The 15259-nt window shown below is 74.3% G+C and carries 15 protein-coding genes; 8 read left to right on the top strand and 7 right to left on the bottom strand.

Annotation, left to right across the window (positions count from 1 at the left end; genetic code table 11):
• Positions 1-208: 208 nt before the first annotated feature.
• Positions 209-1195 (top strand): glutathione S-transferase C-terminal domain-containing protein, encoded by a 987-nt coding sequence (locus tag AB0E83_RS15650; RefSeq protein WP_362110815.1) that lies wholly within the window; start codon positions 209-211, stop codon positions 1193-1195.
• Between the two features lie 472 nt (positions 1196-1667).
• Positions 1668-2444, top strand: a complete 777-nt coding sequence (locus tag AB0E83_RS15645; protein WP_362110813.1) for a uracil-DNA glycosylase — start codon at positions 1668-1670, stop codon at positions 2442-2444.
• A gap of 63 nt (positions 2445-2507) precedes the next feature.
• Here AB0E83_RS15645 and AB0E83_RS15640 read toward each other — a convergent pair whose 3' ends face one another.
• Positions 2508-2732 carry a DUF6458 family protein gene (locus AB0E83_RS15640; RefSeq protein WP_362110810.1) on the bottom strand — a complete coding sequence of 75 codons (225 nt, stop codon included), beginning with the start codon at positions 2730-2732 and terminating at the stop codon, positions 2508-2510.
• Positions 2733-2856: 124 nt separating this feature from the next.
• Positions 2857-3765 (bottom strand): S1 family peptidase, encoded by a 909-nt coding sequence (locus AB0E83_RS15635; RefSeq protein ID WP_362110807.1) that lies wholly within the window; start codon positions 3763-3765, stop codon positions 2857-2859.
• 607 nt (positions 3766-4372) lie between these two features.
• Between AB0E83_RS15635 and AB0E83_RS15630 the strand changes: the two genes are divergently transcribed.
• Positions 4373-4882, top strand: coding sequence for a hypothetical protein (locus AB0E83_RS15630; RefSeq protein WP_362110804.1), 510 nt, complete (start codon positions 4373-4375; stop codon positions 4880-4882).
• 90 nt (positions 4883-4972) lie between these two features.
• Here AB0E83_RS15630 and AB0E83_RS15625 read toward each other — a convergent pair whose 3' ends face one another.
• Both AB0E83_RS15625 and AB0E83_RS15620 read right to left on the bottom strand, forming a co-directional pair.
• Entirely contained in the window at positions 4973-6316 is a 1344-nt protein-coding gene (locus AB0E83_RS15625; protein WP_362110801.1) for an amidohydrolase, read from the bottom strand.
• Between the two features lie 67 nt (positions 6317-6383).
• Positions 6384-6518, bottom strand: a complete 135-nt coding sequence (locus AB0E83_RS15620) for a hypothetical protein (RefSeq protein ID WP_362110798.1) — start codon at positions 6516-6518, stop codon at positions 6384-6386.
• Positions 6519-6827: 309 nt separating this feature from the next.
• On the opposite strand from AB0E83_RS15620, the gene AB0E83_RS15615 reads away from it, so the two are divergent.
• Entirely contained in the window at positions 6828-8246 is a 1419-nt protein-coding gene (locus AB0E83_RS15615; protein ID WP_362110795.1) for a lamin tail domain-containing protein, read from the top strand.
• Positions 8247-8297: 51 nt separating this feature from the next.
• Here the strand turns inward: AB0E83_RS15615 and AB0E83_RS15610 are convergent, their stop codons facing one another.
• The 3 genes from AB0E83_RS15610 to AB0E83_RS15600 all read right to left on the bottom strand — a co-directional run bounded on the left by AB0E83_RS15610 (position 8298) and on the right by AB0E83_RS15600 (position 10603).
• Positions 8298-8831 carry an amphi-Trp domain-containing protein gene (locus tag AB0E83_RS15610; RefSeq protein ID WP_362110792.1) on the bottom strand — a complete coding sequence of 178 codons (534 nt, stop codon included), beginning with the start codon at positions 8829-8831 and terminating at the stop codon, positions 8298-8300.
• Between the two features lie 142 nt (positions 8832-8973).
• Complete coding sequence (locus tag AB0E83_RS15605; RefSeq protein ID WP_362110789.1) at positions 8974-9912, bottom strand: ADP-ribosylglycohydrolase family protein; 939 nt, start codon at positions 9910-9912, stop codon at positions 8974-8976.
• 184 nt (positions 9913-10096) lie between these two features.
• On the bottom strand, positions 10097-10603 hold the full coding sequence (locus AB0E83_RS15600; protein ID WP_362110786.1) for a PadR family transcriptional regulator: 507 nt from the start codon (positions 10601-10603) through the stop codon (positions 10097-10099).
• A gap of 415 nt (positions 10604-11018) precedes the next feature.
• Here AB0E83_RS15600 and AB0E83_RS15595 point away from each other — a divergent pair, with 415 nt between their 5' ends.
• The 4 genes from AB0E83_RS15595 (at position 11019) to AB0E83_RS15580 (ending at position 15216) form a co-directional block, all read left to right on the top strand.
• Positions 11019-12353 (top strand): ABC transporter substrate-binding protein, encoded by a 1335-nt coding sequence (locus tag AB0E83_RS15595; RefSeq protein ID WP_362110783.1) that lies wholly within the window; start codon positions 11019-11021, stop codon positions 12351-12353.
• 12 nt (positions 12354-12365) lie between these two features.
• Entirely contained in the window at positions 12366-13697 is a 1332-nt protein-coding gene (locus AB0E83_RS15590) for an ABC transporter permease subunit (protein WP_362110780.1), read from the top strand.
• Positions 13694-14542 carry a carbohydrate ABC transporter permease gene (locus AB0E83_RS15585; RefSeq protein WP_362110777.1) on the top strand — a complete coding sequence of 283 codons (849 nt, stop codon included), beginning with the start codon at positions 13694-13696 and terminating at the stop codon, positions 14540-14542. Before AB0E83_RS15590 ends, AB0E83_RS15585 begins: the two co-directional genes overlap by 4 nt.
• 146 nt (positions 14543-14688) lie before the next feature.
• On the top strand, positions 14689-15216 hold the full coding sequence (locus tag AB0E83_RS15580; protein ID WP_362110922.1) for an NUDIX hydrolase family protein: 528 nt from the start codon (positions 14689-14691) through the stop codon (positions 15214-15216).
• The last annotated feature ends 43 nt before the right edge of the window (positions 15217-15259 follow it).

Below are 15259 nucleotides of genomic sequence, written 5' to 3'. Positions count from 1 at the left end.
AGAAGGGGTCGGCGGGGACCTGGGAGCGCCTACCCGAGGACCGATCGAACATCCACGTTTCCTCCCGTTTTGCCCCATAAGAGGGCACATGGGTGCGCCGACAAGGGGGGCGCGCGGGTACGCCGGCAAAGGGGCGCGTGGATGCGCCGGCTCCCGGCGGACGGCGGGCGCCGTGCGTACGCCGGGCCGGTGCGGGTAGCCGCCCGGCATGGCCGCCGAAGGCGCGTACGAGCGCGACCGGAACTACCTCACCACCCGCATCACCGCCGACGGGAGGGACGGCCGGCCCGTGGAGCCCGGGCGTTACCGGCTGGTCATCGCCCGCGCCTGTCCGTGGGCGAACCGGGCCGCGATCGTCCGGCGGCTGATGGGTCTGGAGGACGTGCTCCCGATGGGCGTCGCGGGACCCGTGCACGACGAGCGCAGCTGGTCGTTCCACCTGGATCCGGGCGGCCGGGACCCGGTCCTCGGCATCGAGCGGCTGCGGGAGGCGTACGAGCGGCGCGAGCCCGGCTACGCGCGCGGCGTCACCGTGCCGGCGATCGTCGACGTCCCCAGCGGCGAGGTGGTGACCAACGACTTCGAGCGGATCACGCTCGACCTGGGCAGTCAGTGGCGGGCCCACCAGCGGGACGGCGCGCCCGACCTGTACCCCGAGCGGTGGCGCGACGAGATCGACGAGGTGGCGGCCGCCGTCTACCGGGACGTCAACGACGGCGTCTACCGGTGCGGTTTCGCCCGCTCCCAGGAGGCGTACGACGAGGCCTACCGGCGGTTGTGGGAGCGGCTGGACGCCCTGGAGGAGCGGCTCGGCGGCCGGCGCTATCTGGTCGGCGACACGATCACCGAGGCCGACGTCCGCCTCTTCCCCACCCTGGTGCGCTTCGACGCCGTCTACCACGGCCACTTCAAGTGCAACCGGCAGAAGCTGACCGAGCTGCCCGCCCTGTGGGGGTACGCGCGGGACCTGTTCCAGACGCCCGGCTTCGGCGACACCGTCGACTTCGCGCAGATCAAGGAGCACTACTACGTCGTCCACCGCGACATCAACCCGACCGGGATCGTGCCGCGGGGACCGGACCCGCGGGGCTGGCTCTCCCCGCACGGGCGGGAGGAGCTCGGCGGGCGGCCGTTCGGCGACGGCACGCCGCCCGGGCCGCCTCCCCCGTCAGAGCGCGTGCCGCCGCTCGTCTGATCCGGCCGTCCGTGGTTCCCGGGCGGGGACCACGGAGGGCCGGGCCGGAGCGGGTCAGGTCACCGGTTCCGGGCCGGGGCCCGGCGCGGGCAGCGGTCCCGGCTGCGGGAAGGGTTCGGGAGCGGGCCCCGGGGACGGCGGATCGGGCTCGGGCTGCGGCGGGGCGGGCGGTACGGGGTCCGGTCCGCCGGGGCCGGGAACCGGGCCCGGCAGCGGGCCCGGGCCGGGGGCCGGTCCCGGTCCGGGCGGGGGCGTGGGGCTCGGGGGGACGGGGTCGTTCGGTGACGGTGTGCTCATCGGCCCTCCTGACGCGTCGTCGTGATCTCGTGACCGGTCCGGCGCCTACCCCCGTCCCGCACGCCCACTCCCCCTCCCTCCTCCTCCCGCCCCGCGCCGCCCGTACGGCCCGGCCGGGGACGGGTACAACAGGGGGAGGGACCGCGCCCCACGCGCGGCCGGGAAGGAGACCGCCATGACCGATGCCGCCTCCTGGCCGGCGCGGGCGGGCGCCGGGGCGCCGACGCTCGCCGGGCTGGACGCGCGGCTGACGCGGTGCCGGGCCTGTCCCCGGCTGGTGGCGTGGCGGGAGGAGACCGCGCGGGTGAAGCGGGCCGCGTTCCGCGACCAGGAGTACTGGGGGCGCCCGGTGCCGGGGTTCGGGCCCCCGGACGCCGCCCTGGCGGTCGTCGGGCTCGCGCCCGCCGCGCACGGCGGGAACCGCACCGGCCGGATGTTCACCGGCGACCGGGCGGGCGACCTGCTGTACGCGACGCTGCACGGGCTCGGACTCGCCTCGCGGCCGACGGTGACGGGCCGGGACGACGGGCTGGAACTGTACGGCGTCAGGGTCACGGCCCCCGTGCACTGCGCGCCGCCCGACAACCGCCCCACGCCCGGCGAGCGGGACACGTGCCGGCCGTGGCTCGCCCGGGAGCTGGAGCTGCTCCGCCCGACGCTGCGCTCCGTCGTCGTGCTGGGCGGCTTCGGCTGGCAGGCCGTGCTGCCGGTCCTGCGCGACGCGGGGTGGTCCGTGCCCCGGCCCCGGCCCGCCTTCGGCCACGGCGTCCGGATCGCGCTCGCGCCGGCGGACGGGCCGGCGGCGGACGGGCCGCTGTCGGTCTTCGGCTGCTACCACGTCAGTCAGCGCAACGTGTTCACCGGCCGGCTCACCCCCCGGATGCTGCGCGGGGTCCTCGCCGAGGCGGCCCGCGCGGCCGGGCTGGACGTCCCGGCCGGGGAGTCGGAGTGAGACCGGCCCCGGGCGAGGGCCGGTGACGGCCGCCCGCCCGGGGACCGGTCCGCGCTCCGCGCCTCAGAGCAGGTCGCGCCGGTCGTCCTCGGTCGTCGTGGGGGCGACGGGAGGGACGATCGCCCGGCGCCGGCGCAGGATGCTGGTGTAGACGGCCGTTCCGATGATGCCGACCGCCATGAGGATCAGACCGACCAGGTCGAGGTCGACCGTGTCGACCTCCCAGTCGGCCGCGAAGGTGAGGATGGCTCCGACCGCGATCAGGATGATGCACAGTCCAAGGCCCATGGTCGTTCCCTCCCTTGGGGGTTGGATGTGCTGCGCGTACCCCGGCGCCTCCCGTCCATGCCGTCCGTGCCGTCCTCCCCGCCGACGAACGGCCGGCGGGGAGGACGGGCGGGGTGGGGCCGGGTCAGAAGACGCTGACGCCGTAGGCGTTGAGGGCCTCCGTCACGGGCTGGAAGAACGTGGTGCCGCCGGAGGAGCAGTTGCCGCTGCCGCCGGAGGTGAGCCCCAGGGCGGTGGAGCCGGAGAACATCGCGCCGCCGCTGTCGCCGGGCTCGGCGCAGACGTTGGTCTGGATCAGACCGTAGACGATGTCGCCGTTGCCGTAGTTGACGGTGGCGTTGAGGCCGGTGACGGTGCCGCCGCGCAGGCCGGTGGTGCTGCCGCTGCGCTGGACGGACTGGCCGACGTAGGCGTTGCCGGCGCCGGTGATGTCCCGGTAGCTGCCGTTGTAGAGGTAGACGCGGCCGTCGGCGGCGGAGGCGTTGGAGTGGCGGATGATGCCGTAGTCGTTGGTGGGGAAGCTGGAGCCGGCGCGGCTGCCCAGCAGGGCGGTGTTGGCGGAGTTGGTGTACCAGGTGCTCCCGGAGTCGGTGCAGTGACCGGCCGTCAGGGCGTAGTAGGTGGAGCCGCTGCGGACGTTGAAGCCGAGGGAGCAGCGGCCGCCGCCGGAGTAGATGGCCTGGCCGCCCGCGATGAGCTTGTTGATCTTGCCGGGGGTCCGCTCGATCCGCAGCTTGTCGGCGTTGTCGCCGGCGGCCTTGCGGAGGGAGGCGATCCCGGCCTGCGAGACGGTCGAGTCGACGGTGACGACCACCTTGCCGGTGGCCTGGTCGGTGTACCAGGCGGTGCCGGCGACGTCGGCCCGGAGTACGGCGTCGCCGGCGGCGGCCAGTGCGGTGGCGGTGGCGCGCGCGGGGTCGGGCTGTGCCGAGGAGGCGGGCGCGGCCAGGGCGGAAGCGGCCACGAGGGCGCCGAGGACGGCGAGCAGGCGGGTGCCCTTGGTGAGGCCGCCGCTGCGGGACGAACGGTTCATCGAGTCCTCCAATGGGGGGCGGGCCGCTGGGTGGGCGGCTCGGTGTGGAGCGCGATCGACGGCAAGTGCCGCCATGAACCTGACAATCGCTGGGGGAATCCTCGACTCCGCCCGGGAACGCTGCAAGGCGCACTTTCGGCCGCTCTACGCGCGTCCACCCTTCACCGCGGGCACCCCGCGCCGACAAGCCCCCTCACCCGCACGCCCCGTGAAGCCGTGTCAGAAAATTACCGAGACATCTTGCAGCTCAGAGGCCGGGGCTCCGCTCCCCCGCGCCACGGCCTCCCGGCGCCGCCGCGCACCGGCCCGGCGGACGGCGGACCGGCTCCGGCGCGGGCGGTACGGGGCAGTGGTCCGAATTTACGGGGCTCCGCACACTGGCCGGATCGCGACCTCGCGCGGAAGGAGGTCCTCCCCCGGTCGCCGACCCGGCCGAACGGACCGTTCCGGCCGTCTATCCGGCGGGGCGCCCTCCCTGGTACAAGAGTGACGCTCCAGTCACTCCGTCCTCGGCGACGATCGCCGGCCGGTGCGTGACGCGCGTAGAGACGTTCCCTGCCCGCCGCCCGCCCGCACCGGTCCCTCACCGCACTCCAGGAGGAACTACGTGAAGCTCCGCTCCGTCCTCACGGCCGTGGCCCTCGTGCTCGGCGCCCTGTTCGCCCCCGGCTTCGGCGCCCTCACGACCGCCGCCGACGCCCACGCCGTCACCAAGATCAGCCACTCCACGGCGACGTCCATGTTCCGCAGCTCCGGCATCACCTGGTCCTCCTCCGGCGGCTGTTCGGACCGGTACAACTCCACGTGCACGTCCTTCGAACAGCTCAACCTCGCCACCGCCCAGGGCGCCCAGACCCTCAAGAGCGCCAGCGGCTGCGCGCTGAACATCACCGGCGGCACCGAGACCGGCCACGCGAGCGGCACCTACTCGCACTGGAACGGCTACAAGCTGGACTTCAGCAAGTACACGTGCCTCGGCAACTACATCAAGAACACCTTCACCTACATCGGCGTGCGCGGCGACGGCGCCCCGCAGTGGCGCTCCGGCGCCGGCAACGTCTACGCCGACGAGGGCAACCACTGGGACGTCACCTTCTACAACTGCGGCGGCTGCTGACGGTACGTCACCGCCCGTGCCCCGTCCGGGAGGACGGGGCACGGGCGGTGACGGGAGCGGGACCGGCGGCCCGCGGCGCCGGCGCGTCCGTCAGGCCAGGAACTCGCCGTCCCGGGCCACGACCACGCCGCCGTGGACGACCAGGTCGCGCTGCGGCATGTCGACGACGACCTGGGGCAGCCCCTGGCCCCGCACCAGGACGAAGTCGGCGGGGGCGCCGGGGGCGAGGTCGGCGTGCGGGAGGCCCATCACGTCGGCGCCGCCGTGGGCGGCCGCGCGGTAGCAGTCGGCCAGTTCCTCGTCGAGGCGCACGTCGGTCACCCAGCCGAGGATGTGGGCGCGGTGCAGCATGTCGGCGTTGCCGAAGGGGCTCCAGGAGTCGCGCACGCCGTCGGAGCCGAGGCCGACGCGGACGCCGTGCTCGCGCAGCCGGGCGATCGGGAGGACGAGGTCCCGGGAGGGGGCCACGGTGGTGAGGGCGATGTCCTGGTCGGCGAGGTCGGCCGCGAGGGCGCCGAGCTCCCGGTCGGACAGGCCCGGCAGGCAGAAGACGTGACTGACCGTCACCTTGCCGGCGAGGGACAGGGCACGGGTGCGGTCGATGATGCCGCGGAGGGCGCTGACGCCCTCCTCTCCCCCGTCGTGCAGGTGGATGTCGACGCCGACGCCGTGCCGGTCCGCGATGCCGAAGACGGTGTCGAGGTGCTCGTCGAGGGCGTGGTCGAAGCCGATGGGGTCGATGCCGCCGATCATGTCGACGATGCCGCGGCGGGCGCCCTCCTCCAGGAGGCGGGCGGTGCCGGGCGTCCGGATCACCCCGTGCTGCGGAAAGGCGACGATCTGCACGTCGAGCGCGTGGGCGAGGCGCCGGCGGGCCTCGACCAGGCCCTCGACCCCGGCCAGGCCGTACGCGGGGGCCACGTCGGCGTGGGCGCGCATGCCCCGCGTGCCGCGGCTGACGGCGTGGCTCATCAGGCCGTACGCGCGCTCCGCCACCGAGCGGGTCTGGGCCCGGAAGAGCTCCACGTCCTGCTCGACGTAGTCGGCGATCGTCCTGGCCGGGCGCCGGGACACCCAGTCGCCGCCCCACGTCGTCTTGTCGGGGTGGATGTGGGCGTCCACCAGGGACGGGAGCGCTATCCGGCCGCCGCCGGCCACGACCTTCGCGCCCCGGGGCGCCGGGCCGTCGGTGATCCTGCCGTCGACGACCACCAGGTCCGTGGCCGCCCCGCCGAACGGGCGGACGTCGCGGAAGACGACGGGGCGGGAGCCGCGGTCCGCCGGGCCCGCGGCCCCGGGCGCGGCCGCCGGCGTGGCGGCGAAGGCGGAGGACGCGGTGACGGCCGCGGCCGCCGTCGTGCCCGCGAGCGCCGCCGCACCGGCCAGCATCGAGCGGCGCGACAGCGCGCCGGTGGGAGCCGAGGACTGCTGCATGGGAACTCCTTGGAAGGAAAGGGGGGCGGGGGCTGTGTGTGTGGGGGGGGACGCGGGGAGGCCGGGGTCAGAGCGGGATGCCCGCGCGGACCACGCGGGCCGGGGCCCTGAGGAGCGACAGGTCCGCGAGCACGGCGGCTCCGGCGAGGAGGCCGCGGCGGGCCAGGCCGGAGGGGACCGGCCGGGTGGCGTCGACGCGCATGGGGCTACTCCTCGGGGCAGGGCGACCACGGGTCCCCGTTTTGTATACCAAGTACAGGATGCGGAACAAGGGGTACCGGTCGACAGAGCGCCTCGAAACAGGGAGTTAGGCTCCGGTACCGCAACCAGGGGTTGAGGTAGCCTCCGATGCAGCAAGTTTTGGTATACAAGTGAAGAGCTTCTGCGGCGTCCGGGCGGGGAGAGGCTTCGGCCGGTGTTCACGGAGGGAACCCGGGGCGGAGGCCCGGTGTTCGGGCGGGACCGGGACCGTCGTGCCGCTCTGGCCCTTCGACCCCCAGGACGGACTTCCGTGACCGTTTCGCGCGTACGCCGCCGGCGCCGCGACCTCGCCCTCGCCCTCGCCGTCGTCCCGGCCCTCGCCCTCGGCATGACGACCGCCGCGCCGGCGCAGGCCGCGCCCGCCGACGACGTCCGCGTCAACGAGGTCGTCACGACCGGGTCCGTCGAGGACTCGATCGAGCTGTACAACAAGGGCGCCTCGGCGGTCGACGTCTCCGGCTGGATCCTCAAGGACGACGACAACGGCTCGAAGTACACGATCGCCTCCGGCACCGTCCTGGCCCCGGGCGGGTTCCGCGCCTTCGACGTGCACGGGAGGTTCGGGCTCGGCTCCAGCGACAAGGCCCGGCTGTACCTGCCCGACGGCAGCACCCTCGTGGACGGCCACTCCTGGAGCGGCCACTCCTCACCCTCCTGGTCCCGCTGCCCCGACGGCACCGGGGCGTTCCGGGCGGCGGCCGTCACGCTCGGCGCGGCCAACGCCTGCGGCGGGACCGGCGGCGGCACGACGCCGGCGGCCTGGCCCGGCGGGAGCGCGGTGGCCACGGCGGACGCGGCGAACGCGTTCGGCGGCGACCTGAGCGGCCTCCATCAGGAGGGGAACGTGCTGTGGGCCGCGCAGAACAGCGGGAAGCTGTGGCGGCTGGTCCGGGACGGCGCCGGCGGATGGACCCCCGACACGGGCGGCGGCTGGGCCTCGGGCAAGGCCCTGCGCTACCCCGGCGGTTCGGGCACCCCCGACGGCGAGGGCGTGACGGTCACCGGAGCGGGCGCCGCGGGCGGGGTGTTCGTCGCCGGCGAGCGGAACGGCGACGCGTCCGGCACCAGCCGCCTGTCCGTGCTGCGCTACGACGTCTCCGGTACGGGCTCCGCGCTGACCGCCGCCCGCGAGTGGAACCTCACCGCGGACCTGCCGGCGACCGGCTCCAACCTCGGCTTCGAGGGGATCACCTGGATCCCCGACGCCGCGCTCACCGGCGCCGGCCTCACGGACGCCTCGACCGGCGCCCCCTACGACCCGGCGGGCTACGGGCCGCACGGCGGAGGCGTCTTCTTCGTCGCCGTGGAGGGGACGGGGACGGTCCACGGGTACGTCCTCCAGGACTCCGGGGCCTTCACCCGCGTCACCTCGGCGGGCACCGGGATGACCGGCGTCATGGAGGTCCAGTGGGAGCCCGGGGCGTCCCGGCTCTGGGCCGTGTGCGACAACACCTGCGGCGGGCAGCACCGGACGCTGAAGGTGGACGCCTCCGGCGCCTTCGCCGTCACCGCCGCCTACGCCCGCCCCGCCGGCATGCCCGACCTCAACAACGAGGGCTTCGCCCTCGCGGGCGCCGACGAGTGCGTGGCCGGCGTCAAGCCCGTCCACTGGTCCGACGACTCCAACACCGGCGGCCACGCCCTGCGCAGGGGCACCGTCAGCTGCTGACGCGACCGCCGCCCGGCCCCCGTCGAGCCGCCGGAACCGCTCGACGGGGTCCTACTTCGCGGACGCCTTCTTGCCCGCGGCCTTCTTGGCGACGGCCTTCTTCGCCACGGGCTTCTTCACCGCGGCCTTCTTCGCCGTGGAGTTCTCGGCGGCGGTCTTCTCGGCGGACGCCTTCTTCTCCGGAGTCTTCTTCGCCGGAGTCTTCTTCGCCGGAGTCTTCTTCGCCTGGGCCTTCTTCTCGGGCGCCTTCTCGGACCCCTTCTTCGCGGGCGCCTTCTCCACCACGGGCTTCTTGGGGGACTTCCTGGAGGCCGGCTTCTCCGCCGCCGCCCCGCCCTTCGCGCGGGGCTTCCGGTCGTCGGCGATGGGCCACTTGAGCTCCACCTCCACCTCGACCTCGCCGTCCTCGACGGACAGCTCGATCTCGCCGCGGAGTTCCTCGGGGATCCGGAGGTTCAGGACGCCCCCGCCCATGTGGAGTTCGGCCTCGCCGCCCGCCCTGAGCGCGTCGGCGAGGGCCGACAGCTGGTCGGCTGCCTCCGCCCGGGAGAGCGAACGCTTCCGCTCGTACTTCAGGTGCTTCATGACGGCCTCCGGTCATCACACAATGGCGTACATTGCGGACAATACTATCGATCTTGGTCCGGCGCCGGTCAGGCGGAGGTCCCGCGCGCGGCGGCCGCGGGCCGGGAGGCGAGGGAGCCGAGGGAGCCGAGCGCCCGCTCGGTCATCCCGGGACCGAGGGGGGTGTCGGGCCCGGCTCCGGGTGCGGGGGCAGGGGTTCGAGGGCCGCGTGCCAGGGCGCGGGAAGGGCGGTGACGCCCGTGCGGGCGGCGATCACGCCGCCGGCGATGGCGCAGGTGGTGTCGATGTCGCCGCGGCCCGCGACCGTGGTCCACAGGCCCTCGTGCAGGTCGTCGAGGTGGGTCGCCGCGCACCACAGGGCGTAGGGGACGGTGTCGGGGCCGGACATCCGGTAGCCGGAGCCCAGGACCTCGGCGGCGTGCCGGACCGAGGTGTGCGCGGGCATCCGGGCGGCGATCCTCAGGCCGGAGCGGACGTCGCTCTCCGGGAGGCGCCCGGCGACGGCCCGGAGGAAGTCCGGGCGCGCCGGGGCGGGTCCGCCCCTGCCGCGGGTCGCGAGGGCGGCGGCGAGGGCGACGGCCACCGCCCCGGCGACCGCCTCCGGGTGGTGGTGCGAGACGACGGCCTGGCGGGCGGCCTGCTCGGCGGCCGCGTCGAGGTCGGCCGCGTGCCAGGCGCCGAGCGGGGCGACCCGCATGGCCGCGCCGTTGCCCCAGGAGCCCTGCCCGCCGAACTGTCCGGCGACGACCTCCCGCCACGGCTCGCCCGCGCCGATCCGGCGCAGCACGTCGTGCATGGAGGCGCCGTAGCCGCGGTGGGTGTCGTCGGCGTAGGCGTCCGCGAGGCGCCGGGCGAGGCGGTCCTGGTCGACGGTGCCGCCGCCCTCGGCGAGTTCCCGTACGAGGACGAGCGCCTGGGCGGTGTCGTCGCTCCAGCGCCACGGCCGCTCCGCCGGCGGCGTCCGGGCCGCCAGGGGCGCGTCGCCGTCCCTGCGGAGGATGCCGAACCAGCGGTCGCCGAAGGCGTCACCGAAGGCGAGCCCGTGCAGCGAGTCCCGTACGGCGGTCGGTGTCTCGGTCATCGGAGCAGTAGAACAGCCCGCGGGCCGGTCCGGCATCCGGTTTCGGCGCGGGCGGGCCACGGCGCCTCGCCGGCCGGGTCGACGAGGCGGCGGGCGGTGCGGACGGGGGCGCGGTCGCCGCGGTGGGTCTCGGTCAGGGCCTCGGCGCGCACGCTCGTCCCCGGCGGGGCGCCGGAACCGTCGCTCATTCGAGTTCCTCCTGGCAGCGCTCCAGCCAGTCGAGGTCGGCCTGGAGGTGCAGCATGGCGCCCTCGATGAGGAGTCGGGCGATCTTGTTGTCGCGGTCCTCGGCGGCGGCGAGCCGGGAGAGGCCGCGCATGGTGTTGAGGTGCTGCCGTCGTTGCCGGTTGATGAGGGCGATGGGATCGGCGAGGCCCGAGAGGGGGGCGAGGGCGAGTTTCATGAAGAACCCGTCGCGCACCCGCGGTTCGTCGGCGGCGTCCTCGAACCACGCGGCGACGGCCTCCCGTCCGGCGTCGGTCAGGCGGTAGATCCGCTTGTTGGGGCGGCCCGTCTGCTCGACGTCCTCGCCCTCGATGAGTCCGCTCTTCTCCAGCCGGCCGAGGGTCACGTAGACCTGGCCGACGTTGGGCTGGGGGTAGGCGGAGCCGAGGAGTTGCTCAAGGTCCTGCTTGAGCTCGTAGCCGTGGGCGGGGCCCCGGGTGAGGAGTGCCAGCAGCTGCTGCCGCACGCGCTCCCCCTTCTGTGTCGTTCGCCGTTCCCGGCCCGGTGGTGGCGGGCCGGGGGCCGGTGGTCGCCGGGTCCGCCGGACCAGTATCGCCGATGCGGGCCGGCGTGCGTCTGCCACGATGGACCGCCGCGCCGGGGCCGCGTACGGGAGGAACCCACGAGTCGGGGACGGGCCGTGCGGAGGGGCGTGCCGGCGGCGATCCCGCACGGCGGGCGGGACGGGACGGGCCCCGCCGGTTCCCGACACCTCGCCCCTACCTCCCCTCCCTCTGCTTACCCGTTAGGTAGGGGGATTCTCTTTCCCCTCTACCGTCTCCCCAACTGTGCCGTTATTCATGCTCGTTGGGTCGGCACCGTTGACATGCTTTCGTCATTACTACTTAACATGAAAGCATCGATGCGTAGGAAGGACGACCATGCGACGACCCTCCCTCACGACCCTCCGCACCACCGGCGCGCTCTCCGCCGCGCTCACCCTCGCGCTGACCGCCACCGCCTGCGGGGGCGGCGGCGACGGCGCGGCGTCCGGCGGCGAACTGAGCGGCACGACCGTCACGGTGGCCGGCGTGTGGACCGGCGGCGAGCAGAAGAACTTCAAGAAGGTCCTCGACGCGTTCAGCGCGAAGACCGGTGCCAAGACCGTCTTCGTCCCCTCCGGCGACAACGTCTCCACCTTCGTCGGCAGCAAGATCGAGGGCGGCAACGCCCCCGACGTGGTGCTCGTCCCGCAGGTCGGAGTCCTCCAGCAGTTCGCGAAGGCGGGCTGGCTGAAGCCGCTCTCCGAGAAGACCGCCACCACCGCCGGCGGGAACCTGGCGCCGGTCTGGAAGGACTACGGCACGGTGGACGGCACCTACTACGGCCTCTACTTCAAGGCCGCCCACAAGTCGACCGTCTGGTACGCCCCCGGCGCCCTGGAGCAGGCCGGCGTCGGCGAGCCGAAGAGCTGGGACGAGCTCCTCGCGGCGGGCCGGACGCTCGCCGACTCCGGCCTGCCCGCGTTCGCCGTCGCCGGCGAGGACGGCTGGACCCTCACCGACTGGTTCGAGAACGTCTACCTGTCGCAGGCCGGCCCCGAGAAGTACGACGCGCTGGCCCGCCACGAGCTGAAGTGGACCGACCCCAGCGTCGTCAGCGCGCTCACCACCCTCGCCGAGGTGTTCGAGGACGAGCGGCTCGTGGCGGGCGGCGCCGCCGAGGCGCTGCGGACCGACTTCCCCGGCTCCGTGGAGAAGGTCTTCGGCCCCTCGCCCGAGGCCGCCCTGGTGTACGAGGGCGACTTCGTCGGCGGCGTCGCCAAGGACGAGTACGGCAAGAAGCCCGGCGAGGACGCGAAGTTCTTCCCGTTCCCGCCGGTCGGCGCCGGGAAGGCGCCCGTGGTCAGCGGCGGCGACGCGGCCGTCGTCCTCAAGGACGCGAAGAACGCCGACGCCGGCATGCGGTTCCTGGAGTTCCTCGCCACCCCGGAGGCGGCCGAGGTGTGGGCCGGGGCCGGGGGCTTCCTCTCCCCCAACAAGGACGTGAAGCCCGAGGCGTACGCGGACGACACCGCGCGCGCCACCGCCGCCTCGCTCGTCGCCGCGGGCGACTCGGTCCGCTTCGACATGTCCGACCAGGCGCCCGCCGCCTTCGGCGGCACCAAGGGCGCCGGCGAGTGGAAGCTGCTCCAGGACTTCCTGCGCGACCCGTCGGACCCGGCGCGGACCGCGGCCGCCCTGGAGGCCGCGGCGGCCAAGGCGTACGGGAACTGAGGCCGGGCCGCCATGGACCGGCAGACGAAGGCGCGCGCCGCGGCGGACCCGCGGCGCCGCGCCCTGCGCAGGAGGCGGCTCCTCGGCGCCGCCTTCGCCCTCCCCGCCCTCCTGCTCCTCGGCGCGCTCGTGGCCTACCCGGTCGTCTTCTCCGTCGTCCGCAGCCTCTTCGACGCGACCGGCGACCGGTTCGTCGGCACGGACAACTACGGGGAGATGGTCCGGGACCCCGCCACCCTCAAGGCGCTCCGCAACAGCGCGATCTGGGTGGTGGTCGCCCCCGCCCTGCTCACCGGGCTCGGCCTGGTCCTGGCCGTGCTCACCGAGCGGGTCCGGTGGGCGACCGCGTTCAAGCTGGTGCTGTTCCTGCCGATGGCCGTGTCGTTCCTCGCCGCGGGCATCGTCTTCCGGCTGGCGTACGAGCAGGATCCCGACCGGGGCGTCCTCAACGCGGTGGTGGTCGGCGTCCACGACGCCTTCGACGAACCGTCGCCGTACCCGACCGCCCGCGCCCGGGAGGGCCGGGCCCTCGCCGGGGACCCGGCCCGCGGGTACACCAGCGGCGAGCTCCGGCCCGGCTCCGTCGCCGTCCTGCCCTTCGTGGGCGTCGCGCCCGGAGCCGTACCGGGGCGGGCGGAGGCCGCGCGGGCCCCCGCCGCGGCGCCGGACGGCCTGGCCGGGACGGTCTACCTGGACTTCACGCCCGGGACGGGCGGCCGGACCGGGGTCGTGGACGCCCGGGAGAAGGGGCTGCCAGGGATGACGGTCGAAGCCGTCCGGGACGGGAAGGCGGTCGCGTCGGCCCGCACGGCCGCCGACGGCACCTTCCGGTTCGACGGGCTCGGCGAGGGGACGTACCGGCTGCGGGTGCCGGCCGCCAACTTCGCCGCCGGGTACGGCGGGGTCGACTGGCTCGGGCCGGCCCTGGTCACCCCGGCGATCATCGGCGCCTACCTGTGGGTGTGGACCGGCTTCTCCATGGTGCTGATCGGGGCGGGGCTCGCCGCCCTCCCCCGGGACGTGCTGGAGGCGGCCCGGGTGGACGGCGCGAACGAGCGGCAGATCTTCCGCAGGATCACCGTGCCCCTGCTGGCGCCCGTTCTCACGGTCGTCTTCGTGACGCTGGTCATCAACGTGATGAAGGTCTTCGACCTCGTCTACGTCATCGCTCCGGGACCGGTGCAGGAGGAGGCGAACGTGCTGGCCACCCGCATGTGGCTGGTCTCCTTCGGCGGCGGAAACGACCAGGGCCTCGGCAGCGCCCTGGCGGTGCTGCTGCTCCTGCTCGTCGTCCCGGCGATGGTCTTCAACATCCGGCGCTTCCGGAAGGGGGGCGGATCGTGAACGGACGTGCCGGAGCGGGCCGGTGGCTGGGGAGCACGGCGGTGCAGACGCTGCTGCTCCTGGTCACCCTGGTCTGGATCACCCCGCTGGCCGGGCTGCTGCTCTCCTCGCTGCGCTCCGAGCGGGACAACGCGACGGAGGGCTGGTGGACGGCGTTCACCGACCCCGCGCAGCTGTCCTTCGACAACTACCGGGCGCTCCTGGAGGATTCGGGGCTCGTCCAGGCGTTCTGGAACACCGTCCTGATCTCGGTGCCCACCACCGTCCTCGTCGTGGGGGTGGCGGCGCTCGCCGGATACGCCTTCGCCTGGCTGGAGTTCCCCGGCCGGGACGCGCTGTTCCTGGTGGTGGTCGGCCTGTTGGTGGTGCCGGTGCAGATCGGCCTGCTGCCGGTGGCCAAACTCTTCGGGGCGGTGGGGCTGTTCGGGACGGTGGCCGGTGTCGTCCTCTTCCACGTGGCGTACGGTCTGCCGTTCGGCGTCTTCCTGCTGCGGAACTTCTTCGCGGAGATCCCGCGGGAGATGCTGGAGGCGGCCCGGCTCGACGGCGGCGGCGAGTGGCGGATCTTCCACCGGCTGGTGCTGCCGCTGGGACGGCCGGCGCTCGCGAGCCTGGCGATCTTCCAGTTCCTGTGGGTGTGGAACGACATGCTGGTGGCGCTGCTCTTCGCCGACGGGGAGTCCCAGCCGCTGACGGTGGCGCTGCAGTCGCAGATGCGGCAGTTCGGCAGCAACATCGGGGTCCTCGCACCGGGGGCGTTCCTCTCGCTGGCCGTGCCGCTGGTGGTGTTCTTCGCCTTCCAGAAGCACTTCGTGCGGGGGGTGATGGCCGGATCGGTGAAGTAGGACGGACGCCGGCCCCGCCCCGGAAAGGGGCGGGGCCGGCGGTGCGTCCGGGGCCGGCGGTGCCGGGCGGGAGCCCACCCGATCGGCGGATGCGGGAATCGCGGCCGCGCGGCCGTGGCGGAAAGTATGATCAGGCGATGTCTGACATGACTGAGACCACGCCCGGCTGGATGACCTCGGACGAGCTGGACACGGCCCGCGCCCGGATGCCGATCCTGTACGTCGACGCGGTTCCCGTACGGGTGGACGACAGCGGCGAAGTCACGAGCATCGGACTGCTGCTCCGCATCGGCGCCGACGGAACGATCAACCGCACCCTCGTCTCCGGACGCGTGATGCACCACGAACGCGTCCGGGACGCCCTGCTGCGGCACCTGGAGAAGGACCTCGGACCGGTGGCGCTGCCGCGCGTGCCCGCCTCCCTCCAGCCCTTCACGGTCGCCGAGTACTTCCCGACCGCGGGCATCACCCCGTTCCACGACCCCCGCCAGCACGCGGTGTCCCTCGCCTACGTCGTCCCGGTGAGCGGCGACTGCCGTCCCCGCCAGGACGCCCTCGACCTGGTCTGGTTCAGCCCGCAGGAGGCGGCCTCCCCCGCCGTCCAGAGCGAGATGCCCGGCGGGCACGGCGTCCTCCTCAAGCAGGCCTTGGCCCACGTGGGCGTCATCTCCTGACGCCCGCGACGGCTCCGGCCGCCCGGGCCCCGAGGGGCGCGGG

Source organism: Streptomyces sp. NPDC035033, assembly GCF_040636735.1.
In the GTDB taxonomy this organism is placed as follows: domain Bacteria; phylum Actinomycetota; class Actinomycetes; order Streptomycetales; family Streptomycetaceae; genus Streptomyces.
This window is presented reverse-complemented; position numbering and strand designations above follow the sequence as displayed.